This is a genomic window from Streptomyces longispororuber (genome assembly GCF_014656095.1).
Classification (GTDB): domain Bacteria; phylum Actinomycetota; class Actinomycetes; order Streptomycetales; family Streptomycetaceae; genus Streptomyces; species Streptomyces longispororuber.
The window spans coordinates 25,577-50,814 of the sequence record NZ_BNBT01000004.1 but is presented as its reverse complement, the minus strand read 5'-3'; the positions used below and the strand labels follow the sequence as shown (position 1 = coordinate 50,814).

Sequence of the window (25,238 nt, the reverse complement as noted above, 5' to 3'; positions counted from 1 at the left end):
GGAGTCATCGGGCTCCTGGGGCTCTTCGGGCTCATCGGGCGGCGCCGGCGGGCGCTTCCGCGGGTGCCGCGGGACGCAGGAACTCGCGGGCGTACCCGGCCGCCGCCGTGCCGAACTGGAGCGCCCGGTGCGCGCCCGCCGTGTGCACGTCGCGCCAGAGGCGTTGCAGGCCGAGGCTCGTGCTGTGGCCGCTGGTGCCGGACGCCCGCATGAGCTGGTCCACGGCGCCCACCAGCAGCCCGGCGGCGAAGGCGCAGTCCCGCTGGTTGCGCGCCACCTCCGCCCGGCCGACGGGCGCGCCCGAGTCGACGACCCGCGCGACGCGGTCGAGGACGAGGTCGGCCGCGTCGATCTCGCTGGCGCTGCGGGCGAACACGTCGGCGTAGTGCGCGACCACCGGGTCGTACGCGGCGGGGTGGGCCCGCAGCTTCGCGTCGGTCAGCTCCCGCCAGCGGCGCAGCGCGCCCTGGGCGGCGCCGAGCATCGGCAGGCAGAACGCGAAGGCGTTCACGGCCAGCAGCGGGACGGGGCGGCCGTCGGGGCCGGGCGGCGGGTCGTCCACGGCGGTGAGGCAGGCGAAGGGAAACGTCATCGGCGCCGCGACGAACACCTCGTCGGCCACCACGGTGTGGCTGCCCGTGGCCCGCATGCCCACGTCGTCCCAGGTCCTCTCGACGCGCACCGCCGCGCGCTCCACGGCGAACACACGGGCGCCCTCCTTCCCGTCCTCCCGTACCACGGCGGCGAGGAGCAGCCAGTCGGCGTCCTCGGCCGTCGTCACCGACGGCCAGGTCCCCGACAGCGACCAGCCGCCCGCCACCGGAGCGGCACTGCCGCGCGGTGTCACCGCTCCGGCGACGAGCGCCTCCGGCCCGTCGGCCCAGAGCGCCTCCCGCCCCCGCGGGGGCAGATAGCCCGCGGTGCGGGACATGAGCGCGGCGAGGACCGCGCACCAGGCGGTCGCCGGACACTCCGCGGCGACCAGGGCCACGGCCCGCTTCAGCTCCGCGAGCGTACGGCCGGGGCGGCCGAAGGGCGCCGGTACGCCGTGGCTCGCGAAACCGGCGGCGGTCACCGCGGCCAGCACCTCCGGGTGCGGCGCTCGGGCGGCCTCGGCGCGCGCGGCGTGCTCGGCCGCGAGCGCGGCCACATGGCGGGCCCGGTCCACCAGCGTCGACGGGGGCGATGTGGTCATGGGCGTGTCCCTTCATGGTCCGCCGCGTCCCGCGCGGAAACACGGTCCGTCGCGCCTCCAGGGGGGATGCGGTCCGTCGCGTCCCCCAACGAGACGCGGTCCGTCGCGTCCCCCGGGGCGCGGGCGATGATCACTTCCGTGAGGCGGGTGACGGTCACCGGCTCGCGGAACAGTCGGGCGACCTCGAACTCGATGTCGAACCGGTCTTCCAGGCAGGACAGGAGGCGCACCAGGCTCACGGAGTTGACCCCGGCACCGACCAGGTCCTCGCCGTACTCCTCCGGGCCCAGGCGGTACCCCTGCCGGTCCAGCTCGTCGACGATCACCGCGCACACCGTCGTCCCGTTCATCGGAACCCCCTCTCGATCGCGTCCCGTACGCGCGGGACGTTCGCGGCGGCGAGGGCGTCGAAGTGCCCTCCGGTCAAGGCCACGTCGCGCACCTCCGGCGACCACCGCCGCCCGGCGTCCGGCCGCGGCTCGGCCGGCCGGTGCGCCGCGTGGCACGCGACGACCGGCACCGGTACGGGGCGCGGCCGCCAGGCACGCAGCAGCAGCGTGTTCTGCCGGTACACCGCGAACCTGCGGCGCAGCGCCGGGTCCCGGCGCACCTCCACCGCCGGCACGGCCACGCCGCCCGCCTGCCGGACGTCGCCCTCGAACTCGGCGAGCAGCGCCGCGTCGGACGCGTCGCCGCGGCGCGCGGCCGCCGACTCGGGCGTGTCCACGGCGACGACCAGGGCGACCCGGTACGGCGCGGCCCGCGCCGCCGCGGCCGCGAGCGCGCCGGCGAACGACCAGCCGGCGAAGACGCACGGCACCGCGGCGTCGGCGACCTCCGCAGGCAGGTGGCGCAGGCAGGCGTCCGCGGCACCGGCCAGGGACGCCGCCCCGCCCGGCTCCGGGTCGAGGGGCCGGTCGAAGCCGAGCACGCGCACGTCGACGTCCCCGGGCAGGCTCCGGATCAGCTCCGCGTAGCACGCGACGCCGCCGCCGACCGGCGGGAAGAGGACCACCCGGCCCCGGGGGCGCGCCACCGCCCGCGGGGCGAAGCACCACACCGCCGGGCCCGCCGCGCCCCCTCCTCCACGGGCTGTCCCGCACAGCGCGGCGAGACCGGCCAGGGTCGGCCGCGCGAGGAACCGCCCGAACGGGATCTCGTACCCGTACCTGCTGTGCAGCAGCGACAGGAGGCGGATCGCGTCGACGGAGCTGCCGCCGGACGCGAAGAACCCCTCGGGGCCCGGCGGCCGCCCGAGGACCTCGGCCCAGCAGGACGCGGCCTCCCGCAGGTGCAGCCCGCCGCCGGGCTCCGGCGGCGCCTGCGCCGCCCGCGCCGCGGGCACGGCGGCCAGCACGCGCCGGTCGACCTTGCCGTTGGCGGTCAGCGGGATCTCGTCGAGGGCCACGAGCGCGGACGGCACCATGTACGAGGGCAGTTCGTCGCGCAGCGCGGCCAGGCACCGCTCCCGCCATGCGTCCGGCGCACCGGGGGAGAGGACGGCGTACGCGACGATGCCGCCGCCGTCGGCCGTGACGCGCGCCGCGCTGGAGCGCACTACGTCCAGCGCGTCGAGCCGCGCCTCGATCTCCCCCAGCTCGACCCGGTGGCCGCTGACCTTCACCTGGCTGTCGGCGCGGCCGAGGAACTCGACGACGCCGTCAGGGCCGCGGCGCCCGCGGTCGCCGGTCCGGTACACCCACCCGTGCTCGGGGTGGAGGGCGAACGCCTCGGCGGTGCGGTCCGGGTCGTTCAGGTAGCCGTCGGCCACGCCCGCGCCCGCGAGGTGCAGCTCACCGATGTGCCAGTCCGGGCAGACCCGCCCCCGCGCGTCCAGGACCAGGACGTCCTGGCCCGCGAGGGGCTTGCCGTACGGGATGGAGCGGCCGGAGGCGTCGGCCGCCGTGACCCGGTGGTGGATCGACCAGATCGCGCCCTCGGTCGCGCCGCCCAGGCTGATGACGTCCGCGTCGGCGGACACCGCGCCCAGCGCCTCGGGCAGGGCCAGGGGGATCCAGTCCCCGCTCAGCAGGAAGACGCGCAGCGACGGCAGGCGGCCGCCCTCCTCCTGGAGCAGCGACGCCAGCGCCGGGGTGGAGTTCCAGACCGTCACTCCGTGGTCCTTGACGGCCCGGGACCACGCCGCCGGGGTGCGCGCGTTGTCCTGGGTGAGCAGGACCACCGCGGCGCCGACGAGGAGCGGGCCGAACAGGTCGTACACCGACAGGTCGAAGCCGATCGACGACACCGCGAGGACGCTGTCGGCCGGGGTGAGGCCGATCAGGTCGTTGACGGCGTCGAGGGTGGCCAGCACGGCGCTGTGCCGGACGACCACGCCCTTCGGCTCACCCGTCGACCCCGAGGTGTGGATCACGTACGCGGTCTCGGGGAAGCCGCGGTCGGGCAGCGGGCGCCGCCGTCGCGCCACCGGCCCCGGCGCGACAGGACACACCCCGCGCCCCCGCCAGGCCGCGGCGTCCTCTCCCTCCCCGGTCACCACGTGGCGCAGGCCCGCCCGGCGCGCGATGCGGTCGAGGCGCCCGGGCGGCAGCCCGTGGTCCAGCGGGACGAAGACGCACCCGGCGAGCAGCGCCCCGAGCACGGCGACCACGAGGCCCCGGCCGCGCGGCAGGTGCACCGCCACGAGGTCACCCACCCCGGCCCCCGCGTCGACCAGCCGCTCCGCGACGTCCGCGGCGGCGTCGGCGAGCCCGGCGTAGGTGAGCACCCCGGCGTCGTCCCGGACCGCGGGCGCGTCCGGCGTCCGCCCGGCCGCCGCCAGGAACCGCTGCCCCAGCGTCCCGGCGCCGGGCCCCGAGGGCCGGGCGGGGGGTGCCGTCGCCGCGGGGACCGGCCCGGCGGGTTCGGCCGGGCGCACCCAGCTCGCCCCGTCCGCCGCCAGTCGCTCGACCGTTCCGGCGTAGGCGTCGATCAGGTCCTCGACGAAGCCCTCGTCGAACGCGTCGGTGCGCCAGTCGAAGCCCAGGCGGACGCTGCCGTCGGTGTCGACGCCGACCTGGTGGTCCAGCAGGACCTGCGGGACGCGCAGGTGGACGCTGTCCCACACGCGGCGCAGCCCGGCCGCCGCCTCGCCCCGGCTGTCCAGCTCCACCGCCGTGAACGCGAACGGGTGCCGCAGGCCGCTGCGCGGGGCCCCGGGACCGGCGAGGCGCGTGATGTCGAGCCCGCTGAGCGACGCGTGCAGGGACTGCTCCAGGAACCGGCCCTGGACGTCCCGCGCCAGCTCGACGAAGGCGCGGCCCGCCCGCGCGGGCACCGCCAGGGGGACGGTGGTGCCGTAGTTGCCCAGCTCCCGCCCGGCGCCGACGTCCTCGCGCCGCGACCGCACGAGGGTGACCGTGTGCGGCGCGTCCCCGCCGACGGCGCCGAGCAGCGCCCCGTACACCGTCAGGAAGACCATCGGCAGGGTCAGGCCGTGCCGCCGCGCCCGGTCCGCGAGCGCGGCGGCCGAGGCCCCGTCGATGTGCAGCATCCGGTGGCCGACGGCACGGCCCGACTGCCGCCAGTCCGGCCGCAGCGGCACCTCGGCGGCCTCGGGGAGGTGCGGCGCCACCCGGCTCCAGTACCGCTCGTCACGCGCCCGCCGCCCCGTCGTCCCGGGGGCCGACACGCCTGCCGGAGCGGGGCGGGGGCCCGGCGCGCCGCCCCCGGCCAGGGCCTGGAGGAAGTCGGCGAGCGAGGCCGCGTCCATCAGCCACAGGGCGTACGCCACGTGCAGCCGGGCCCGCCGGGGCGTACGCACCACGGTGACCTCGACCTGCGGCCAGGCGTCGAAGGCGAACCGGTCGGAGCGGTACCGGTCGCGCACGCCGCCGTCGACGGCGGCGAACGTCTCCTCGGTGGCCTCCAGCAGGCGCACCGGCACCACTGCGTCGTCGGCGACCGGCGTCGGCGCCAGGTCGTCCCCGACGCGCAGGCGCAGCACCGGGTTGTCGCGCACCAGGCGGTCCAGCCGCCCCCGCACCCCGTCCACGCGGTCGGTGTCCAGGTCGCAGGCGAGGTAGTAGCGCGCCGGGCCGCGCAGGTCGAGCCCGTCCTGGTCGCCGACGAGGTAGGCCTGCTGGATCGGCCCCAGCGGGTACGGCGCGAGCGTCGCCTCAGGCATCGGCCGCCTCCCGCCCCGCGCGCAGGGCCCGCAGCAGATCGCGGTGCACCCGGGCCGCCCCGGCGGCGTCGAGGACGCCCTTGCGGTAGTAGTACGCCATGACCAGCTCGGGTCCGGACATCTGCAGCTCTCCCTGCAACTGGTAGGGCAGGGCCCGGCCGAGCGCGCGCGGCCGCCGGGCCCCGAGGTCGCGGGCGCGCAGGTCCCGGGGCCACGGACGCTGGTTGCACAGGACCGTGGACAGCGGGAAGCAGTCCGCGCCGGCCAGCCCCAGGTCGTCGACGCGCTGGTCGAACTCCCAGCCGCTGTGCTCCACGCCCTCGGCCAACTGGCGCCCCAGCGCGGCCGCGTGCTGCCGCAGGGGCACCGCGCCCGGCCCGCGCACGGTCAGCGTGGTGGTGAACATGCCGACCGTGCCGGGCCCGGTGTCCCCCCGGTGCTGGCTCACGACGACGACGGGCAGGCGGTCGAAGCCGAAGGCCCCGGCGACGGCCCGTTCGAACGCGGCCAGCACCACGGTGAACGCCGAGACCCCCAGCTCCCGCGCGAGCTCGTGCACCGTGCGCGTGCCCAGCACCCCCAGGGGCAGCGAAAGCAACTCACCCTGCGCCCCGCCCTGTTCGGCGGACTCGGGCAGCCGCGCCTGGGTGGCGCCGTCCAGCAGGGCGCGCCAGTAGGCGGCCGCCGCGTCCGGCACGTCCGAGCGCGCGGTCGCGACGCAGTAGTCGCGGTAGGTGTCGCGCGGCCCGTCGGGGTCGAGCCGGTCCCCGGCCAGGAGCGCGGTGAGCTCACCGGTGAGCGTGTCCAGGCTCAGGCCGTCCACGAACAGGTGGTGCGCGACCAGGATGACGGAGCTGCCGTCGGCGCCCCGTACGAGCACGGCCCGCACCGGCGGCGGCTCCGCCGGGTCGATCAGCCGCGACACCAGTGCGGCGCGCGCGCCCTGCACGCGCTCGCGGAAGGCCGGGTCGCGCACGGGGAGCCCGGTGTCCACGACGTCCACGGGGCAGGACAGGTCCGCCGCCGCGGTGAAGATCTGGTGGCGCCCGTCCGGGGTGAGGGCCAGGCCGAGCGCGTCGTGCCGTGTGAGCAGGGTCCGCAGGGCCGCCTCGACCGCCGCCGCGGACGACCGCCGGCCGAGCCGGATCTCCCGGGAGAGGTTGCACCAGTTCCCGTTGCCCTTGGGCATGCAGATCCGCAGGTACCCCACCTGCCGGGTGGAGAGCGGGTACAGGTGGCGCACGGCGGCCGGTGCGGCGGCACCGGTCCCGGCCGCCGGGGCTCCGTCCCCCGCGTGCCGCCGCGCGGCGATCTCCCGGGCCAGCGCCGGCAGGTCGCGCAGGCCGAAGCACTCCTGGACGGTCAGCCGGATGCCGTACGCGCGCCTGACCTCGGCCACGGCCGTGACCAGGTCGAGGGACGAGACGCCCGCCTCGGCGAAGCCGTCCGCGCCGGTGCCGCACCCGAGCGCCGCGCGCAGCACCCGCTCGGTCTCCGCGTGCCCGTCGCGGGCCGCCGCCGCGTCCCAGGCGGTGCCTTCGCCGCCGCCTTCGCCGCCGTCGACGGAGGCGAGGAGCGCGCGGCGGTCGGCCTTCCCGCTGCGGGACACCGGCAGGTGCGGGCGCACGTGCAGCGCGAACCTCGGCAGCGCCATGCTCCGCGCGAGGGCGTGGACCGCGGTGCGCAACGGCTCCTCGGCCCGGGTGCCGGCCCCCGCCGCCGCGACGAAGACCTGCGGTCCCTCGCGGTCGGCCACGACGCACTGCCGTACGCCGTCCAGGGCCTCGACCGCGTCGACGAAGCCGTGGAAGGACACGCGTCTGCCCCCGGCCTTGATGTCGTTGCCGCGGCGCCCGACCACCACCCACTCGCCGTCGTCGCGCCGGTGGCCCAGGTCGCCCGTGGCCAGCGGGGCGGGGAACGGGTCCACGCCGTGCGCGCCGCCGTCCTCGCCGGAGGGGGCCCGGAGCGTCCCGAGCGCCGGCGCGTCGACGGCCAGGAGCACCTCGCCGACCCCGGCGGCGTCGGGTGCGGCGACGGCCGCCCGCACGCCGGGGCGGGGCCTGCCGACCGGCGCGCACCAGGTGCCGTCGGCCCTGAGCGACTGGACGTCCCGCCGGTACAACTGGGCGAGCGTCGCCTCCGTCTGGCCGTACAGGTTCACGATCTCGGCGTTCGGCGCGAGCGCGGCCCACTCCTCGACGGTCCTGCGGCCGAGCACCTCACCGGCGAAGAACAGCAGCCGCAGACCCGGCAGCCCGGCCCCGGCCAGGAGCGGTTCGGCGGCCAGCCGCCGCGCGATCGACGGTACGAGGAACGCCGTGGTCGGCTCGCCCGCGACCAGGTGCCCGGCCAGGGCGGGCAGGTCGAGCTGGGCGTCCACCGGGGGCAGCGCCAGCGTGCCCCCGGCGCCGAGCACCCCGAGCAGTTCGCGCAGCGAGGGGTCGAAGTTGACCCGGGTGAGGGCGGCGCACCGGTCGGCCGGGCCGAGCGCGAACTCGGCGCGGAACCAGGTGAGGAAGGCCTCCAGGCCCCGGTGGCTCCCGACCACGGCCTTCGGCTCCCCGGTCGAGCCGGACGTGGGGATCACATAGCCCGCGTCCGGGTCCCGGAACGTCGGCGCGGGCCGGGCCGCGGCGGGCACGGACTCGACGACGACCGCGCCGGTCCCGGCGTCCAGGACCACCTCGGCCGTACCGGCGGCCGTCCCCCGGTACTGGTCCACCGGCGTGACGTCGCTGCTGAGCACCACCGAGGGGCGGGTCCGCCCGTCCAGCCACGCGTACTGCTGCGGGCTCAGCCCGGCGTCGACCGGCACCGGCACTGCCCCGGCCCGCCAGGCGGCGAGCAGCCCGACCACGTACGCGGGCGACAGCGGCCCCATGACCAGGACGCACGTCCGCGCCGCCCGGAGCGCGGCGAGGCGCCGCGCGAGGTCCGCCACCGAGGCGTCGAGCCGGGCGTACGTGAGTTCCTCGCCGCACCAGGTGACGGCGGTCCGCCCCGCCCACGCGGCCGGGACCGGCGGGAGGTGGGCACCGGGACTCCTCCGGCCGGTCATGAGGCGTGCGCCTCGGTGCCGCGCAGGATCCGCTCGACGGCCGCGTAGTCCGTCTTGCCGACCGGCGTACGGGGGAGCGCGGCGGCGAAGACGTACGTCTGCGGCAACTGGTACGGGAGCAGCCGCGCGCCCAACTGTCGCCGTACGCCGCCCTGTTCGCACCCGGCGCCGCCGACGACCAGCGCGGCGACCCGTTCGCCGCCCTCGCCGTCGGGCACCCCGGCGACCGCGCAGTCGACGACGCCGTCGCACGTCCGCAGGGCCGTCTCGACCTCGGTGGGAGCGACCTTGTTGCCGGTGACGTTGATGAAGGTGGAGGTGCGGCCCCGGATGTACCAACCGTCGGGCTCCACCACGACGAGGTCGTGGGTGCGCAGCCAGCCGTCCACGAACATCTCCGCCTCCGCGTCCGGGTCGCGGTAGTACCCCCGGGCGAGCGCGGGCCCGCGGACGAGGAGTTCGCACAACCGCCCTGGTTCCTCGGCGAGCGGCCCCTCGCGGGTGCCGTCGACCGGTTCGAGGCGCCACTCGATGCCCGGCAGCGGCAGCCCGATCGTGCCCGGCCCGGTGTTCCGGGCGTCGTACGTGATGACGCCGATCTCGCCGAGCCCGTACCCCTGCCGCAGCGGCAGGCCGAACCGCTCGCCGAACCGCGCCTGGGTCCCGGCGGCGACGGGGGCGCTGCCGGTGAGGGCGAGCCGGAGCGAGCCGAGCAGCGAGGGGTCCACGCCGTCCGCCGCCACCAGCGTCTGGTACATCACCGGAAGACCGCTGACGACCGTCACGCCGTGCGTGTGCACGAGACGGGCCAGGCCGCGCGCGGTGAGCTGCGCGCCGCGGGTGAAGACCACCGTCGCGCCGCTCAGGAGGCTGGGCAGCGTCAGCACGTCGATGCCGTGGCCGTGCCAGAGCGGCAGCGGACACAGCACCACGTCCGACGGCGCGAGCCGGCCCTCACGGGACCAGGACCGCACCCGCGCCATGACCGCGTCCTGGCTCATGACGATGCCCTTGGGCGTGCCGGTCGAGCCGGAGGTGCAGTGCACGGCGAAGTCGGTGGGCGCGTACGCGTGCGGCGCGCGGGAGCGGGCCCCGCCCGCCCCGCCCGTCCCCTTCGCCGCGACCGGCTCCACCGTCAGGGAACCGGGGCCCCCGGCGCCGTCCCGGACCAGCACGTCCAGGTCGAACGCCGCCGCCGACCGGGCCGTCTCCGCGGCCGGGACCCCGCTGTCGAGCAGCACGGCCACGCGGCGGAGCCGGGCGGCGGCGAAGTAGGCCGCCACGAAGGCGCACGGGTCGTCCGCGGCCAGGCCGACGACGTGCCTGGCTCCGGCGAGCGCCTCGGCCCCGGCGTCCACCGCCCGCAGCAGTTGCCCGTACGAGGTCACGGCGGAGTCGTGGGAGACGATCGCCGGCGCGGCGGGCCTGGCCTCGGCGACGGCGCGCAGGGCCGTGTACAGCGGGTGGCCGTCGGCGGCCCCGGCGACGGGTGCCCCGGCCGTCGCGGCGGCACGGCGGGTCCCGGCCGTCATGACGTCACGCCCGCGGCCTCGTGGCCGCGTGGTCCCAGCACCCGGTCGAAGTGCCGGTGCATGGCCTTCGCGCCGAACGTGGCGCGGTGCACCGCCTTGGAGGCCTCGCGGGTGTTCTCCAGGGCGGTGCGCATCGGCTGCGTGAGGACCCGTTTGGTCGCCGAGAAGGCGACCCTCGGGTAGCGGCCCATGCGCCCGGCGCGCTGGAGCGCCCGGTCGAGCAGGAACTCCGGCTCGCACGTCTCGTCCACCATGCGCAGGCCCACCGCGGTCTCGGGCGGGATGGGGCGACAGGACATGACGACGTGGCGGGCGACGTCGTAGCCGCAGCTCGTGGAGAGGATCGTGGCCGCCATGGACGCCCCGATGCCGTGTTCCAGCTCCGGCATGACGAGGTCCGCGCGGGTCGACATGAGCTTCCAGTCGAACATCATGGCCAGTTGGAAGCCGAGGCCGATGGCGTGCCGGTCGATCGCCGCGACCGTCGGCTTGCCCACGTCGAGCACCGAGAGGTAGAGGTCGGTGCACCAGTCGATGGTCTCGTCGACGGCGTCGTCCGTCGCCAGGGTGCGGGCCTCGTTGAAGTTCCCGCCGGCGCTGAAGCACCGGTCGGGGCCGCCGCTGACCACGACGGCGTCGACGCCGTCGTCGGCGTCCGCCGCGCGCACCGCCGCCATGCACGCGTGCGCCATCGCCTTGCCGAACGGATTGGTCGGCTTCTCGTGCGCCAGCGTCAGGACCCTCGTGCGGTCCACGTCGGCGACCTCGATCAGCGCCATGGTGCGACTCCTTCCAGCACCGGTGGTCACCGGTGTTCACGGGTGTAGGCGGCTGCCGCGGCCTTGAGGCACTCGTCCGCGTCGACCGGCTCGTGCGGGGCCTCCAGGAGCGCGCCGACCAGCTCCACGCCGACCAGCTCGCAGAACCGTTCGACGTCGACGGTCTCCACGCCCACGCGCCGCGCCAGGGCGCCGTCCAGGTGGTGGGCGACGCCGCTGCCGTGGTGGAGGGCCTGCTTGGGTCGCCACGCGATGGCGTCCGGCAGCATCCGCGCCGCCGCCGCCCGCAGGTGCCCCTTCTCGCGGTCGCGGTGGCGCATGACGTCGGGTGCGGTGTCGAGGGCGGCCTGGACGACGGCCGTGTTCCAGTACATGTGCCGCAGGACGTAACCGTGCGCCGCGGCCGAGACCCCGGACAGCTCCCCGCCCAGGGCCGCGCCGTGCAGGCAGTCCGTGACCGCCTGCCGCAGATCGGGTACGGGACCGGCGCCGACCCGCAGCCCCGCGTTGATGAAGTCGGCGCCGACGCCGGTCAGCACCGTGCCGGCGGGCAGCTCGCCCCGCTGGTAGACCGCGACGAGGTTGACGCCCCCGGCGACGGCTTCCCGGCTCGGACGGCCGAGCATCCGGACGGTCTCCGGGATCGCCCGGAGGATGTCGTCCTCGGACAGCGCCAGGTGCCGCACCGGCATGCCCAGGTGCGCGCCCAGCTCGTCGGCCGTGGCGTACTCGTCCCCCCACGGGGTGCCCAGCGTGGCGAGGTGGTCGAGGACGCCCGCCTCCCTCGCCAGCGCGGCGACGAGCCCGGAGTCCACCCCGCCGGACACGACGGCGGTGACGGGGCCCGGGGCACCGGCGGCCACGACCTCCCCGCGCAGGGCCTCGATCTGCCGGGCACCGGCCTCCACCGGGGTCTCGCCGGTCAGGGGGGAGGCGTGCCAGGCCCGCGTCACGCGCTCGGTCACCTCCACCGGGCCACCGGCCGCGGCGCGGGCGAAGGTGACGGTCCGTCCGCCGCCGACCTTGCGGACCGCCGCGCGGACGGCACGCACCTGCCGGGCCAGGTCGGGCTCCGCCCCGGTTCCGGCGACGACCCGCGCGATCAGGCCCGCGAGGTCGGTGCCGACGAGGAAGCGGTCGGCGCCGGGAGCGACCCAGTAGTACAGGGGCGTCGGGTTCTGCAGGGTGGTGCGGGCGACGACGTGGTCGTCGGCCCACGTGACGGTGTTGCAACTGGCCGGACCGCCGGACGGCAGCGGCTGCCCGCGGTCGAACTCCTCGACGACGAGCCGCCCCGGCTCACGGGGTCCGGCGTCCGCGCCGACCCGCGTGACGAGCCCGCCACGCCGGTCGCGGACGTCCAGGAGGAGCGAAGGAAAGCTGTCCACGTCTTCCCCTTGTCTCGGGAACTCGGGAACTCGGGATCTCGGGCACGCGCGAGCGTGGTCGCCTCAGGAGACCGACAGGCGGACGATCCTGCGCGGCTGGCCGGGGAACGCGGCGCGGCCGTGGACGAGCTTCCGGTTGTCCAGGATCAGCACCTCGCCGGCCTGCCACGCGTGCGCGTACAGCACGCTCGGCCGGTGCAGGACCGCGCCGATGCGCCGCAGCAGCTCGGCGCTTTCCTCCTCGGTGCGCCCGACCACCAGCGCGTCGTGGGTGCGCAGCGGGTCGTCGGGGTCGGTGAGGCCGACGACGACCCTCCTCTCGCCGGTGTCCGGGTCGGTCTGCAGGGGCGCCACCCGGGGGTGACCGCCCTCGGGCCCGTCCTTGTAGTAGCCGGAGATCCGGTTGCGGTACTCGATGACGATGCCGCTCATCGCGTCGAGCAGGTCGTCCGGAGCGTGCGCGAAGAACGCGGCGGCACTGGCGACCAGCGTCTCGCCGCCCACCGCGGGCGCCGTGACGCAGCGCATCCCGATGTAGGTGACCGGCGGCCCGCCGTTGAAGACCGCGTCCGCGTGCAGCGGCATCGCGCGCGTCGTGAACTGCACGTTGCCGGAGTCCTCGTGCGGCTCCAGGGTGAGCTTGGTGCCGAAGTGGTAGGGGACCGGCTCCCCCAGACCGCCCATCAGGGCGTCGAAGGACGACTCGTCCAGGGTGCCGGGCCTCAGGACGGCGAACCCGCAGTCCGCGAGGGTGTCGAGAACGTCCTGGCGCCGTCCGGAGGCGCAGACCGCGCGCCGCGCGATGTCTTCCATGTGGTACGAGCCGATCATGTGCACCTCTCAGTGGACAAAGCCGCCGGAACCGACACGAAGAGCGAAGGGTCCGGATCACCGGGGAGGGGCGTGGGGAGGGGTGCGGGTGCGCGGTCCGGTGATCCATCCCTGGGCGTCACGCTGTCACGCCGACCCTGACGATCCACTGACAGATCCACTGACAGATCCACTGACAGATCCACACACGGGTCTTCCGGTGGCTCCGGACCGGTCCGCTGAGGGGCCCGCGGACGGCGGCGGTCGCGGTACCCCGGCTCACGACGCGGCGCCCCGGCTCACGACACCGCGTCCCGGCTCACGAGCGGAGCCAGTCCAGGACCGTCCGCGCCGAGAACTCCGCCTGCCCGCCGCGCAGCAGCAGGTCCGCCGCCGCGAACGCCGGGTCGTCGGCCTGCTCCGGCAGGTACGGGATCGCGACGCACCGCATGCCCGCGGCCTTGGCGGCCCGGGCGCCGGGCACGGCGTCCTCCAGGACCACGCAGCGCGCCGGGACCGCGCCGAGCCGCTCCGCGGCGGCCAGGAAGACGTCCGGCGCGGGCTTGCCGCGGTCGACCTCGTCGGCCGACACGTACGTCGTCAGCCACGCGTCGAGCCCCGTGCCCGCGAGGATCGCCTCGATCGCGGCCCGCGACGAGCCCGAGGCCACGGCCATCGGTACGCCCGCGCCGTGCAGCAGCTCCACGAACCGCGCCATCTGCGGGTAGACGCGGGTGGAGGCGCGGGCCAGCTCCAGGTAGCGGCGGTTCTTCTCCGCGAGCAGGTCGGCGAGCGGCTCGGCCAGGCCGTACCGCTCCTGCCAGCGGGCCAGGGTCTCCCGCGTGGAGATGCCCACGTACGCCTGGTGGTCCTTCCAGGTGAAGTCGGTGACGCCCCGCGCGGCGAGGAGCCCGCGCCCCGCCTCGTAGTAGTTCGGCTCGCTGTCCACGAGGGTGCCGTCGAGGTCGAAGATGACCGAGGTGTCGTTCAGGGCGCTCATGCGCCCCAGCATGCCAAGGGGGTGATCACGGCGGGGTGGCCGCGGTCACTTCTCCCGGGCCGCGGCCCTGCCCACGGACTCGACCAGCGGCAGCAGGCGGTGCGGGACGCGTTCGCGCAGCGCCATCTCCGTGCGGGTGCGCACCACGCCCGGCAGCCGGATCAGGCGCTGGATCACGTCCTCCAGGTGGCCGTTGTCGCGCGCCGCCACCCTGGTCAGGAGGTCACCGCCGCCGGTGATGGAGAAGGCCTCGATGATCTCCGGCACCGCGGCCAGGGCGTCGCCGACCTCGTCGAGGTGCCCCTGCATGACCTCGATGTGCACGAAGGCCAGCACCGGGTGGCCGAGGGCGGCGGGGGACAGCGAGGGACCCACGCCCGTGATCACCCCGTCCCGTTCCATGCGGTCGAGCCGCGCCTGGAGCGTGCCGCGCGCGATGCCCAGCAGGCGCGCGTACTCGCGCACGCTGGTGCGCGGCTGTTCCAGCAGAAGCCGCAGGATGCGGGTGTCCAACTCGTCGACGGCCATCGCCCAACGGTCTCCCTGGTGCACGACTGGAACACGGAACGATCACCGCCGACTGTACCCACGGCCCGGGGGCGGGGCGGACCCGGCCGTTGGCCCGCCCACGGTACTCCTCGCGACCGCCCGAGTGGGCCAATGGCGCAGTCGCGCAGGACCAAGTTGAGCCATCGGGCCTGTTGATGATGTGATGGGGGTGTCGATGGCGCTGCGGATTCCGCGGCGCCTTTGTTGTGTGGGCGTGCTCGCCCGGACGGGCCGGGCACGGGAAGGAGCGGACACACTGGTGCTGAAGAGAGCGTTCACCGCACCCGATCCGGGACTGCTGCGGCTGCGCAGCGCGTGTCGGGCCGTGCTCGGTATCGGAGCGGCCGTCGCGCTGTGCGGCCTCGTCGGGCACTCACTGGTCGCGGCCATCCTCGGGGGACTCGCCGCGCTGCTCGCGCTCTTCACCGTCCTCGACCCCACGGTGCGCGGTCAGGCCGTGACCACGGCGCTGCTGCCCGCCGTCGGCCTTCCCGTGCTGGCGCTCGCCGCCGTGCTGCACGACCAGCCGCTCGTACGGGACCTGGCGTTCCTCGCGGTCACGGGCGCCGGCGTGTACGCGCGCCGGTGGGGGCCGCGCGGCCACTCGCTCGGCGTGTTCGCGTTCATGATGTTCTTCGCGGCGCAGTTCCTGCACGCCCGGACGGGCCAGCTCCCCGAGCTGGGCGCCGCCGTGCTGCTGTCCCTGTGCGCGTCCTCGGCCGTCCGGTTCGGGGTGTGGTGCTACGAGCGCCGGCTGCCGCCGTTCCCGGCGCCGCCCGCCCCGCTGGAGCTGACCGGGCTGGCCCGTACGACCACCCGGCAGGCGGTCCAGGCCACCGCGGGCGCGGCCTTCGCGCTGGCCCTGGGCCAGGTGCTGTCCCAGGAGCGCTGGTACTGGGCCGTCGGTGCCACGTGGTGGGTGTTCGTGAACACCACCTCGCGCGGCGAGACCCTGGTGCGCGGCTTCCGCCGGTTCCTCGGCACGGTCATCGGCATCGGGCTCGGCTTCGTCCTGGCCGTGCCGCTGCACACGGAGCCGGTCGCCGCCGCCGTGATCATCGCCGTGTGCGTCTTCGGCATCTTCTACACCGCCGCCGTCTCGTACACGTGGATGATGCTCGCGGTGACCGTGATGGCGAGCATGCTCTACGGCCTCCTCGGCGTGCTCGACCCGGCGCTGCTGGCGCTGCGCGTCGCCGAGACCGCCGTCGGGGCGCTGGGCGCCGTGCTCGCGGTCCTGCTGGTGCTGCCGGTCACCACGCACGCCGTCACCGACGGCTGGATCCAGCGCGCCCTGCGCTGCGTGCACGCCTGCACCGCCGAGGCCGCGGCCCGGCTGCGCGGCGTGCCCGGCGCCGATCCGGCACCGCGCGTCGCCGAGCTGGAGGTCCTGCTGGGCCGGGTGCGGCTCTCGCTCGCCCCGCTGCTGCACCCGCTGAACCCGCTCATGGCGCGCAAGGAGCGGGCCCGGCGCGTGCTCGCCCTGCTGGACGACTGCGCCCGCGAGGTCCGCGGGCTCGCCGCCGTCGCCGCCGACACGGAGGCCTCGCACGACGACCGCCTCGCCGCCGCGTGCTGGCGCGTGGAGGCCGCCGTGGAGGCGCTCACCACGCCGGGGGCCGAGGCGGGTCGCGGCGGCGACACCGCCGCCGCGCCGCACACCGGGGTCGCCGGGGTCGTGGAGGGCGCGCTCGCCCATGTGCACGGCCTGGAGCAGGCCCTCGTGGAGCTGGCCGAACCGCTCCAGGCCCCCGGCCGGGCCCGCCTGACCGGCGGCTGAGCGCGGCACCGCCGAGGACGGCGCCCGCGCCGTGGAACGCCGACTGCCCGGCCCGCCCTCAGGGGCGGTGCCGGGCAGTCGCGGCTCATGGTTGGCGGCTCATGGTTGGCGGCTCATGGCTCGCGGCTCATGGCTCGCGGCCCCGGCGCCGGGGCGGTGCCGTGCTCGGCTCCGGCGCCGGGGGCGGTGCCGTGCCTAGGAGAGCTTGCCGTCGTAGTCCGGGAGCTTGAAGGTCCGCTCCGCGTGCCCGCCGACCAGGTCGGTCCCCCGGTTGCCGACGTTCGCTATGACCTTGTAGCCCTTGGCCTCGATCTCGGCGCGGCTGCGCGTCTTGTAGGCGCTGACCTCGTCGAAGAGGTCCGGCAGGTCGCGTACGTACAGACCGTCGACCGCGTAGCCCTGGGACGTCAGGTTGGCCTTGGTCAGGCTCGTGATGATGCCCGGACGCGCGGTCACGAAGAACACCGAGACGCCGCGGGACTTGGCGTACGACGCGAGCTCCAGCGAGGGCTTCACGGCGGGCGTCGGGAGCTTCCACCACGGGTGGAAGTCCGTCTCCAGCGTGGTGTTGTCCACGTCGAAGACGATGGCGAGCTTCTGCCCGTCCGCGTCGGCGGTGCGCTGCTTCACGTACGGCAGCGCCTGGTCGACGACGGCCCGTACGTCCCGCTCCCAGGTGGCGCGGTCGACGTCGGCCGCCAGGGCCGGGACCGCGCCGACGGGGGCGCTCGGCGCCGCGGACGCGGACGAGGCCGTCGTCGCCGTCACCCCCAGGCCCACCGCCAGAACCACCGCTGCCGTGCCTGCCCGCTGACGTGCACCGCGTCGTGCCATGCCCGTGTCCCCTCTCCTGTTGTCGGCCTCGTCGGCGAGGCCTGTCGACCCTGCTGTCGCAACGGCGCGTGAGCCGCCCGACGGGGGCCGTACGCCACGAGTGTCATGATCACGAAGAGGGGTGGCAAGCAGGGGACGTTTTGGTTACCGATCGGTAGCGAATTCCTGGCGGCCAAGCGGCGCGCTCGCGCCGCGCGACGCGGGCGTACGGGCCGAGCGGCGCGCTCACGCCGCGCGGGCGATGAACGGGCCCAATGGTCCAGACCACCTGCTAACGTCGCCCCACGCGCGCCGTGCGGCGCGACGGCAAGGGGACGCGCCGCGGTGGCACCATGTGCGCACACGGGCGCGCGGAGAGGGGCGATCGGTGAGTGACAGGCAGACACGACGGGCCTACGTCGGATCCTTCACGGCGGCGGGCGGCCCCGGCGTCGTCAGCGCGGAGTTCGATCCCGGCAGCGGGGCGCTGACCGTCCTCGCGGCGACGGACGCCGTCGCCGACCCGTCGTTCCTCGCCTTCTCGCCCGCCACGGGCCTGCTGTACGCGGTCAGCGAGACGTCCGAGGGCGCCCTCGCCGCCTTCCGGGTCTCCGGCGACCGGCCCGAGCTGCTCGGCCCGCCCGTGCCCGTGGACGCCGCGGCGCCCACGCACCTGGCGCTGCACGACGGCCACCTGGTCACCGCGAACTACGGCTCCGGCAGCGTCACCGCCGTCCGCGTCCGGGCCGACGGCACCCTCGCCCCCGCCCCCGCCGCCGTGCTGCGCCACGAGGGCTCGGGGCCGCACCCGCAGCGCCAGCAGGGGCCGCACGCCCACCAGGTGGTGTCCGACCCGAGCGGCCGCTGGGTGGTGAGCGTCGACCTCGGCACCGACTCCGTCCGCGTGTGCGCCCTCGACGGCACCGGGCTCACCCTGCACCGCGAGGTCGCGCTGCGGCCCGGCTCCGGCCCCCGCCAGCTCGCGTTCCACCCGCGCGGCGACCGCGCCTACGTCCTCAACGAGCTCGCGCCCACCCTCACCGTCTGCGCCTGGGACGCCGCCGACGGCTTCCTGAAGCCGCTGGCCGAGACGCCCGTCCTCGTCGGGGCGCCGGACGGCGACGCCTACCCCTCCGCGGTCGTCGTCGCGCCCGACGGCCGCTTCCTGTGGACCGCCACGCGCGGCGCGGACGTCCTGTCCGTCTTCGCCCTCGACCCCACGGGGGACACCGCGCGGCTGCTGACGACCGTGCCGTGCGGCGGCCGCTGGCCGCGCGACCTCGCCCTCGACCCCTCCGGGCGCTTCCTGTACGCCGCCAACGAGCACTCCGGCGACGTCACCTGGTTCGCCGTCGACCCGGAGACCGGCCTGCCGCGGCGCGCGGGCGCCGTGGACCTCCCGGCCGCCTCCTGCGTGGTCTTCGGCTGACCCGGGCGTCCGCCGGAACGCCGACGGGCCCGTCCCCGGGAACGGGGCGGGCCCATCGGCATCACGACGTGGCGGGGCGTCGGCGGCTCAGCGCACCGGCGCGCCCGTCGGCTGCGGGGTGATGCCCAGCGCCGCCGCGTACTTCGCCAGGGCCAGCTTGCCGATCGCCGGGTAGGCGCCGAGCGGCTCCGCGACGGCGCAGCCGGCCTCCTTCGCCGCCATGTCGAGCAGGCCCGCGTCGGCCTCGGGGCCGATCAGGTACGGGGCCAGCGCGAGCTGCGCCGAACCGGCGCCGCGCAACTGGTCGGCGGTGGCCGCGACGGAGCCCTCGACGTCCAGGGCCGCCGCCATCACCGGCACCGCGAGGCGCGCCGCGAGCAGCATGCCGGTGATCCCGGCGGCTTGCACGGCCTCCTCGCCGCCGACCGTGGCGAGGACGATGCCGTCCGCCGCCGTGGCCACGGTGAACAGCCGGGCGCGGTCGGCGCGGGCCAGGCCCGCCTCGGACAGGCGCACGTGCAGCGCCTCGGCGAGCAGCGGGTGCGGGCCGAGCACGTCGGTCAGCTCGGCGGCGGCGCCGCTGTCCGCCACGGCCTGCCGGACGCGGTGTATCAGCGCGGCCTCGGGGCCCGCGAGCAGCGGCACCACGACGGCGACGGGCCCCTCGGGCTCCTTCGCCTCGACGCCCGCGGCCAGTGCCTGCTCGTAGCGGGCGAGGCGCTCGGCGGCCGTGCGCGCGAGCACGGTCCGCAGCGCGGGGAACTCCGCGGCGTCGCCGTCCTCCCCGTCGAGGTAGCCGATGCGCGCGTCCAGGCCGGGCAGCTCCGAGCGGGCGATGCTGACGACTTCCTCGGCGAGGCCGCGCGTGCTGGGGCTGGGGACGCCCGGTACGGCGAGGACGAGCGCGGGCGCGCCCTCGGGAGCCGCGACCGGCTCCGGGCGTCGGTGCCGGCCCGGCTGGCGGGGGCGCGGCATTCGTACGGGCAGGCCGGATGCGGGCCCAGTGGAGGAGCTCATGGCGCCGCATGCTACTGGCTCCGACCCCCTCTTTGTTCGGGGAGGGTGCAGGTCAGAGGCATAAGTCCGCTTTGTCGGACCGCATCGGGCGGACACGCGGACGTCCGGCTTCCGGTTCCTTTCGGTTGCTTCCGGTTGGACCGGACCAGAGACCGTCGGTGCCGGGTCACGTGGCCGTCGGCACGTACAGCAGACGCGGTTCGCGGGGCAACTCCAGGGCGCCCCGGGCCAGGTCGGCGGCGATGCGGACGGCGCCGTCGAGCGGGTCGCCCGCCGCGGCGACGCGGCGGGCGTACGGAAGCCGCCGCGTCAGTTCCGCTTCCAGCGGGGCCAGCAGCACGTCACCGAGTTTCAGCAGGCCACCGGTGAGGGCGACTTGGGGGCCTTCCGGGCCTTCCACGCCCTCTGGGAGGAAATCCGCGCCGGGGCCGCCCGAGGGGGCCCCGGGGGCCGGGCAGGCGGCGGCGGCCGCGTCGGCGATGTGCGCGGCCGCCTCGCCCAGGATGCCCGCCGCCACCTGGTCGCCGTCCGCCGCGCACCGGACCACCTCGGGCGCGAACGAGGCGAGGGCCGCGGGCCGGCCCGGCCGGGGGTACAGCAGCCCCGGCAGCTCCGCGAGGGGGCGGCCGAACCTCTCCTCCGCGCGGGCCCGCAGCGCGGCCGAGCCGCCGCGCCGCCCGTCGTGGGACCGCATCGCCGCCTCCAGGCCGGCCCGCCCGATCCACGCCCCGCCGCCGCAGTCGCCGAGCAGGTGCCCCCAGCCGTCGACGCGCCGCCACTCCGTCAGATCCGTGCCGAGCGCGATCAGTCCGGTGCCCGCCGCGACGACCGCGCCGGGGCGCCGGCCGAGCGCCCCCGCGTACGCGGTGACGGCGTCGGCGGCCAGCGCCACCCGGTCCACGCCGAAGAGCGCCGCGAACGCGGACGGCAGCCGGCCGCGCAGGTCGTCGCCGAGCGTCGCCATCCCGGCGGCGCCCACCGCGACGGCCGCGAGCCGCGTCCCGTCCCCCGCCTCGGCCAGCAACTCCCGCGCCATGGGCGCCAGTTGTTCGAGCAGGTGCCCGGCGTCGATGCCGCGTGCCCCCGTCCGCACCGGCTCCCGGGAGCTCCTCGGCGCGGGTCCGCGCGAACCGTCCAGGAGGCGCAGCGCCACCCGCAGGCCGGAGCCGCCCGAGTCCACGCCCAGGACCGCCGTCACCCCCGTGCCGGGCGGCGCGGTCACGGCAGCCGCCAGTCCACGGGCTGCGCGCCCTGACGGACCAGCAGGTCGTTGGCGCGGCTGAACGGGCGCGAGCCGAAGAAGCCGCGGTCCGCCGACATCGGCGAGGGGTGCGCGGACTCCACCGACGGCAGCGAGCCGAGCAGCGGCCGCAGGTTGCGCGCGTCCCGGCCCCACAGGATCGACACCAGCGGGCGCCCGCGCGCCACCAGGGCCCGGATGGCCTGCTCGGTGACCTCCTCCCAGCCCTTGCCGCGGTGCGCCGCCGGCTTGCGCGGGGCCGTCGTCAGGGCCCTGTTGAGCAGCAGGACGCCCTGTCGGCTCCACGGCGTCAGGTCGCCGTTGGACGGCTGCGGCAGACCCAGGTCGCTGCCCAGCTCCCGGTAGATGTTGATGAGGCTGCCGGGCAGCGGTCTGACGTCGGGCGCCACCGAGAACGACAGGCCCACCGCGTGGCCGGGCGTGGGGTACGGGTCCTGTCCGACGATCAGGACCCGTACCTCGTCGAACGGCTGCTGGAAGGCGCGCAGCACATTCGGTCCGGCGGGCAGGTAGGTGCGTCCCGCGGCGATCTCCGCGCGCAGGAAGTCCCCCATGGAGGCGATCCGTTCGGCCACCGGCTCCAGGGCCTTGGCCCAGCCGGCTTCGACGATTTCATGCAAGGGTCGTGGTGCCACGGAGCGTCACTCTACTGCCGTAGTCGCGTGACTTCGCCACCGCCGTCCGGGGCCGCACGGGACCGCCGCCGCGCGCACCTCAGCCGATCACCGCCGCCCGTACGCACAGCACGTCCGGCAGGTGCGAGGCCAGCTCCCGCCAGGAGTCGCCGTCGTCCGACGATGCGTACACCTCCCCGTTGCGGTTGCCGAAGTACAGCCCCGCCGGGTCCGCGCCGTCCGTGCACATCGCGTCCCGCAGCACCGTGCCGTAGTGGTCGCCCCGGGGCAGCCCCGCGCTGAGCGGCTCCCAGCTCTTGCCCGCGTCCTGGGTGCGGTAGACGCGACAGCGGCGGTCCGCCGGGACCCGGTCCGCGTCCGCGTTGATCGGGAAGACGTACGCCGTGTCGCCGCGGTGCGGGTGGGCTACCGCCGCGAAGCCGAAGTCCGAGGGCAGGCCCTCGCCGATGTCGGTCCAGTGGGCGCCCGCGTCGTCGCTGCGGTACACCCCCCAGTGGTTCTGGAGGTACAGCCGGTCCGGGTCGGCGGCGTCCCGGGTGACCTTGTGCACGCACTGGCCGAACTCCGGCTGCGGCTCGGGCAGGAACACCGCCGAGACGCCCGCGTTCGACGGCTCCCAGCTCGCGCCGCCGTCACGGGTGCGGAAGACGCCCGCCGCGGACACCGCGACCGTCACCGCGTCCTTGTCGCGGGCGTCCGTGAGGATCGTGTGCAGCCCCTCCCCGCCGCCGCCCGGCTGCCACTGCGACCGCGTGGGATGCTCCCACAGCGGCCTGACGAGGGCGAAGGTCTCGCCGCGGTCCTCCGAGCGGTACAGCGCGGCGGGCTCCGTGCCCGCGTACACCACGTCCGGCTCCGCAGCGGCGGGGTGCAACTGCCAGACGCGCTCCAGGGAGGCGCCCGTCTCCTTGGGGAACTTGACGGCCGGTTTCGACGGCTCGGTCCAGGTGCGCCCCAGGTCGTCGGAGTGGAACACCGACGGGCCCCAGTGGGCGCTGTCGCCGCCCACCAGAAGGCGGGGGGTTGAGGTGCGGGTGTCGATCGCGATCGAGTAGATCGCCTGCGCGTTGAAGTACGGGCCCTCGTCGAACCGCCACGCGCCGCCGCGGCGGCGGGCGACGAAGAGCCCTTTCCTGGTGCCGATCGTGAGCAGGGTTTCGGCCATGGCGGACACCTTCCAGGACGGCGTTGTCTCAGGTAGGGATCAGTCTGCACCCGACCACTGACACTCACCCCCGTACGCCGCGTCCCCGCAGCTCAGCGGCCCTACGGCCCGCAGCTCAGCGGCCCTACGGCCCGCAGTTCAGCGGCCCTACGGCCCGCAGTTCAGCGGCCCTACGGCCCGGAGTTCACGGTCCGGTGGCCGCACGCCCCGCCCGCCCGAGCGCATGACGCCCCGCGCTCAGGGCGCGGCCGGGCCGTGGACCTCGGCCGCCACGCGCGCGATCGCGTCGGGGCCGACCCGGCAGCACCCGCCGATCAGCCGGGCCCCGGCCTGCCGCCACCGCCGCACCGCGCCGGGCTCGAACCGGGAGGGTCCGCGCCAGGCGCGGGCCGCGGCGTCCCAGGTCTCGCCCGAGTTCGGGTACACCACCACCGGCTTGCCGGTGACGCGGGCGGCGAGCTCCACCGCCGCTTCCGCGTCGCGCGGGTCGCAGCAGTTCACGCCCACGGCGACCACCTCGTCGGCGTCCGCCGCGAGGGCGAAGGCCTCCGCGAGGGGCTGGCCCGCGCGCGTACGGCCGCCCGCGACGCTGTAGGACAGCCAGGCGGGCACGCCGAGGCCGCGCACGGCGCGCAGCAGGGCGCGGGCCTCGACGGTGTCCGGGACGGTCTCCAGGGCGAGCACGTCGGGCGCCGCCGCGGACAGGACCTCCAGGCGCGGCCGGTGGAAGCGCTCCAGGGCGGCCGCGTCCAGGCCGTAGTTCCCGCGGTACTCGGAGCCGTCGGCGAGCATCGCGCCGTACGGGCCCGCCGACGCGGCCACCCACAGCGGCCGCCCGGCCCCGGTGAGGACCGCGGCCTCGCGGGCCAGGGTCACGCTCAGGCGCAGCAGCTCGGCCGTGCTGACGGCGTCCACGCCGTGCCGCGCGAAGCCCTCGAAGGTGGCCTGGTAGCTGGCCGTGATCACGACGTCCGCGCCCGCCTCGTAGTAGGCGCGGTGCGCGTCCCGCACCGCGTCCGGGCGCTCGGCGAGCAGCCGCGCGGACCACAGGTCGTCGGACAGGTCGTGACCGGCGGCCTGGAGCTGGTTGGACAGGCCTCCGTCGAGCACCAGCGGCCCGCGCGCCAGGGCCGCCGTCAGGCCCCACGCGCCGCCCCGGGGCGCCGCCCCCGTACCCACTGCGTCGTTCATACCACCGACGCTAGCCGAGGCGCCGTAGGCGGGACGTGACAGGTGCCCCAGTGCCCCGTGCCGTTCGGCGTGGTCACCGGCGGCTCGACGGTCGCACACGCCCTGGGCGAGCGGGCAGCGACGCACCGCAGCGCACCGCGCGGCGGACCGACCGCGCCCGGAAGTTCCGCGACCAGCCCCTCTTGGTAGCCCCTCTTGGTCCGCTGCGCGAGCCGTTCCGCGCGCGACAGGCCCGCGACGACCCGGCCGGGCATCGTCGTGCCGCGCCCGGACTCGCCGACCGGACCGTACGTCTCGCCCTTGCGGACAGTCAGACGGACACCGCCGACCGCGCTGACCGTGCCCGGTGGCCCCACGAGGTATCTGGTCATCGTCGCGGCCGACCGTGACCGGGGCGCGTGCGACGACAGCGATGCCCGGGACCGGCGCATAGGCTGAGCAACCGTTCGCCCGCGGTCGGCGAGCACGGTCGCCGAACCGCGGCAGACACCGCGAGCCCACACCGCGAGCCGACTCCGCGAGCCACGCGCGGCAGGCGCCCTTGAGCGACGGCGGACTCCGCGGCACCTTTCGTACCGCGACTGCTCACGCCCGGTCTCTCCGCACCCCGGGACTCCGCCGACGCCGCCCCGTACGAGAGGAACGTCCGCCATGAAGCGTGCCGCCGCCCTGTCCGCCCTGGTCTGTCTGCTGGTCGTCACGGCCGCCGCACCCGCCGCTCCCGGCGGCGGCCGGGGGCATGGTGACCGGGCCCGCTCCACGCTCCTGGACTCCGTGCCGCGCAAGGGCGTCCTGCGTGTGTGCACGACCGGCGACTACCGCCCCTTCACCCACCGCGAGGCCGACGGCGGTCACCGCGGCGTCGACATCGACATGGCACGCGACCTGGCGGAGTCCCTCGACGCCGCGCCGCGGTTCGTCCCCACGACGTGGAAGGAGATCGTCGACGACGTGGCCGACCGGCGCTGCGACATCGCCGTCGGCGGCATCTCCGTCACCCTTGCGCGCGCCCGCACCGTGTACTTCAGCGAGCCGACCCGCGAGGACGGCAAGACCCCGATCGCGCGCTGCGCGGACAAGGACGCGTACCGGACGCTGGAGCAGATCGACCGGCCGGGCACCCGCGTCGTCGTCAACCCCGGTGGTACCAATGAGCAGTTCGCCCGTGCGCACGTCAAGCGGGCCACGATCACCGTCCACCCGGACAACACCACGATCTTCCAGGAGATCGTCGAGGGCCGCGCGGACGTGATGATGACCGACGCGAGCGAGACCCGCTACCAGGCCGCGCTGCACCCCGAGCTGTGCGCGATCCACCCCGACGAACCCTTCACCTTCGCCGAGAAGGCCTACGCGCTGCCGCGCGGGGACGAGCCGTTCAAGGAGTACGTCGACCAGTTCGTGCACCTGGCGACGCACGACGGGACGTACGCGGCGTACGAGGCGGAGTGGCTGCGCGGTGGATGACGTGACCCGGTGGCCCGCAGGCCGCGGGGGAGCGCGGGAG

The 25,238-nt window shown here is 76.2% G+C and carries 19 protein-coding genes; 3 read left to right on the top strand and 16 right to left on the bottom strand.

Annotated features, from left to right (window positions below; translation table 11 throughout):
• Window positions 1-31: 31 nt before the first annotated feature.
• From IE330_RS02195 to IE330_RS02150, 10 genes are all read right to left on the bottom strand, one after another.
• Window positions 32-1,195 (bottom strand): acyl-CoA dehydrogenase family protein, encoded by a 1,164-nt coding sequence (locus IE330_RS02195; RefSeq protein ID WP_190134087.1) that lies wholly within the window; start codon window positions 1,193-1,195, stop codon window positions 32-34.
• Window positions 1,192-1,545, bottom strand: a complete 354-nt coding sequence (locus IE330_RS02190; protein WP_190134086.1) for an acyl carrier protein — start codon at window positions 1,543-1,545, stop codon at window positions 1,192-1,194. Before IE330_RS02190 ends, IE330_RS02195 begins: the two co-directional genes overlap by 4 nt.
• Complete coding sequence (locus IE330_RS02185) at window positions 1,542-5,321, bottom strand: non-ribosomal peptide synthetase (protein ID WP_190134085.1); 3,780 nt, start codon at window positions 5,319-5,321, stop codon at window positions 1,542-1,544. The genes IE330_RS02190 and IE330_RS02185 overlap by 4 nt, the downstream gene beginning before the upstream one ends.
• The gene (locus tag IE330_RS02180; protein ID WP_190134084.1) at window positions 5,314-8,382 is read right to left on the bottom strand and encodes an AMP-binding protein; all 3,069 of its coding nucleotides are present in this window, start codon (window positions 8,380-8,382) and stop codon (window positions 5,314-5,316) included. The genes IE330_RS02185 and IE330_RS02180 overlap by 8 nt, the downstream gene beginning before the upstream one ends.
• Window positions 8,379-9,914, bottom strand: a complete 1,536-nt coding sequence (locus tag IE330_RS02175) for a class I adenylate-forming enzyme family protein (RefSeq protein WP_190134083.1) — start codon at window positions 9,912-9,914, stop codon at window positions 8,379-8,381. Before IE330_RS02175 ends, IE330_RS02180 begins: the two co-directional genes overlap by 4 nt.
• Entirely contained in the window at window positions 9,911-10,693 is a 783-nt protein-coding gene (locus IE330_RS02170) for an enoyl-CoA hydratase/isomerase family protein (protein WP_190134082.1), read from the bottom strand. The genes IE330_RS02175 and IE330_RS02170 overlap by 4 nt, the downstream gene beginning before the upstream one ends.
• Before the next feature lie 26 nt (window positions 10,694-10,719).
• Window positions 10,720-12,081, bottom strand: a complete 1,362-nt coding sequence (locus IE330_RS02165) for an asparagine synthase C-terminal domain-containing protein (RefSeq protein WP_190134081.1) — start codon at window positions 12,079-12,081, stop codon at window positions 10,720-10,722.
• Between the two features lie 63 nt (window positions 12,082-12,144).
• Window positions 12,145-12,912: a TauD/TfdA dioxygenase family protein gene (locus tag IE330_RS02160; RefSeq protein WP_190134080.1), complete on the bottom strand. Its 768-nt coding sequence runs from the start codon at window positions 12,910-12,912 to the stop codon at window positions 12,145-12,147.
• Window positions 12,913-13,210: 298 nt separating this feature from the next.
• Entirely contained in the window at window positions 13,211-13,891 is a 681-nt protein-coding gene (locus IE330_RS02155; RefSeq protein WP_190134079.1) for an HAD family hydrolase, read from the bottom strand.
• A gap of 45 nt (window positions 13,892-13,936) precedes the next feature.
• Window positions 13,937-14,419: an Lrp/AsnC family transcriptional regulator gene (locus IE330_RS02150; protein ID WP_190134078.1), complete on the bottom strand. Its 483-nt coding sequence runs from the start codon at window positions 14,417-14,419 to the stop codon at window positions 13,937-13,939.
• 280 nt (window positions 14,420-14,699) lie between these two features.
• Here IE330_RS02150 and IE330_RS02145 point away from each other — a divergent pair, with 280 nt between their 5' ends.
• Complete coding sequence (locus IE330_RS02145; RefSeq protein ID WP_190134077.1) at window positions 14,700-16,220, top strand: FUSC family protein; 1,521 nt, start codon at window positions 14,700-14,702, stop codon at window positions 16,218-16,220.
• 195 nt (window positions 16,221-16,415) lie between these two features.
• Here the strand turns inward: IE330_RS02145 and IE330_RS02140 are convergent, their stop codons facing one another.
• The gene (locus IE330_RS02140; protein WP_190134076.1) at window positions 16,416-17,054 is read right to left on the bottom strand and encodes an HAD family acid phosphatase; all 639 of its coding nucleotides are present in this window, start codon (window positions 17,052-17,054) and stop codon (window positions 16,416-16,418) included.
• 367 nt (window positions 17,055-17,421) lie between these two features.
• Between IE330_RS02140 and IE330_RS02135 the strand changes: the two genes are divergently transcribed.
• The gene (locus IE330_RS02135) at window positions 17,422-18,462 is read left to right on the top strand and encodes a lactonase family protein (protein WP_229925276.1); all 1,041 of its coding nucleotides are present in this window, start codon (window positions 17,422-17,424) and stop codon (window positions 18,460-18,462) included.
• 87 nt (window positions 18,463-18,549) lie between these two features.
• Here the strand turns inward: IE330_RS02135 and IE330_RS02130 are convergent, their stop codons facing one another.
• The 5 genes from IE330_RS02130 to mmuM all read right to left on the bottom strand — a co-directional run bounded on the left by IE330_RS02130 (window position 18,550) and on the right by mmuM (window position 23,731).
• On the bottom strand, window positions 18,550-19,479 hold the full coding sequence (locus tag IE330_RS02130; RefSeq protein WP_190134074.1) for a sirohydrochlorin chelatase: 930 nt from the start codon (window positions 19,477-19,479) through the stop codon (window positions 18,550-18,552).
• A 166-nt stretch (window positions 19,480-19,645) separates the two neighbouring features.
• Window positions 19,646-20,701, bottom strand: a complete 1,056-nt coding sequence (locus IE330_RS02125; RefSeq protein ID WP_229925275.1) for an N-acetylglucosamine kinase — start codon at window positions 20,699-20,701, stop codon at window positions 19,646-19,648.
• Complete coding sequence (locus IE330_RS02120) at window positions 20,698-21,375, bottom strand: uracil-DNA glycosylase (protein WP_190134073.1); 678 nt, start codon at window positions 21,373-21,375, stop codon at window positions 20,698-20,700. The genes IE330_RS02125 and IE330_RS02120 overlap by 4 nt, the downstream gene beginning before the upstream one ends.
• Window positions 21,376-21,454: 79 nt before the next feature.
• On the bottom strand, window positions 21,455-22,540 hold the full coding sequence (locus IE330_RS02115) for a WD40/YVTN/BNR-like repeat-containing protein (RefSeq protein ID WP_190134072.1): 1,086 nt from the start codon (window positions 22,538-22,540) through the stop codon (window positions 21,455-21,457).
• Between the two features lie 237 nt (window positions 22,541-22,777).
• Window positions 22,778-23,731 carry a homocysteine S-methyltransferase gene (gene mmuM, locus IE330_RS02110; RefSeq protein ID WP_190134071.1) on the bottom strand — a complete coding sequence of 318 codons (954 nt, stop codon included), beginning with the start codon at window positions 23,729-23,731 and terminating at the stop codon, window positions 22,778-22,780.
• A 651-nt stretch (window positions 23,732-24,382) separates the two neighbouring features.
• Here mmuM and IE330_RS02105 point away from each other — a divergent pair.
• Window positions 24,383-25,198, top strand: a complete 816-nt coding sequence (locus IE330_RS02105) for a transporter substrate-binding domain-containing protein (RefSeq protein ID WP_190134070.1) — start codon at window positions 24,383-24,385, stop codon at window positions 25,196-25,198.
• The last annotated feature ends 40 nt before the right edge of the window (window positions 25,199-25,238 follow it).

Coding starts and splice junctions, on each gene's coding strand:
- IE330_RS02195 (WP_190134087.1), bottom strand. CDS start 1,195: ATGACCACATCGCCCCCGTCGACGCTGGTGGACCGGGCCCGCCATGTG.
- IE330_RS02190 (WP_190134086.1), bottom strand. CDS start 1,545: ATGAACGGGACGACGGTGTGCGCGGTGATCGTCGACGAGCTGGACCGG.
- IE330_RS02185 (WP_190134085.1), bottom strand. CDS start 5,321: ATGCCTGAGGCGACGCTCGCGCCGTACCCGCTGGGGCCGATCCAGCAG.
- IE330_RS02180 (WP_190134084.1), bottom strand. CDS start 8,382: ATGACCGGCCGGAGGAGTCCCGGTGCCCACCTCCCGCCGGTCCCGGCC.
- IE330_RS02175 (WP_190134083.1), bottom strand. CDS start 9,914: ATGACGGCCGGGACCCGCCGTGCCGCCGCGACGGCCGGGGCACCCGTC.
- IE330_RS02170 (WP_190134082.1), bottom strand. CDS start 10,693: ATGGCGCTGATCGAGGTCGCCGACGTGGACCGCACGAGGGTCCTGACG.
- IE330_RS02160 (WP_190134080.1), bottom strand. CDS start 12,912: ATGATCGGCTCGTACCACATGGAAGACATCGCGCGGCGCGCGGTCTGC.
- IE330_RS02155 (WP_190134079.1), bottom strand. CDS start 13,891: ATGAGCGCCCTGAACGACACCTCGGTCATCTTCGACCTCGACGGCACC.
- IE330_RS02150 (WP_190134078.1), bottom strand. CDS start 14,419: ATGGCCGTCGACGAGTTGGACACCCGCATCCTGCGGCTTCTGCTGGAA.
- IE330_RS02140 (WP_190134076.1), bottom strand. CDS start 17,054: ATGGCACGACGCGGTGCACGTCAGCGGGCAGGCACGGCAGCGGTGGTT.
- IE330_RS02130 (WP_190134074.1), bottom strand. CDS start 19,479: ATGAGCTCCTCCACTGGGCCCGCATCCGGCCTGCCCGTACGAATGCCG.
- IE330_RS02115 (WP_190134072.1), bottom strand. CDS start 22,540: ATGGCCGAAACCCTGCTCACGATCGGCACCAGGAAAGGGCTCTTCGTC.
- mmuM (WP_190134071.1), bottom strand. CDS start 23,731: ATGAACGACGCAGTGGGTACGGGGGCGGCGCCCCGGGGCGGCGCGTGG.
- IE330_RS02105 (WP_190134070.1), top strand. CDS start 24,383: ATGAAGCGTGCCGCCGCCCTGTCCGCCCTGGTCTGTCTGCTGGTCGTC.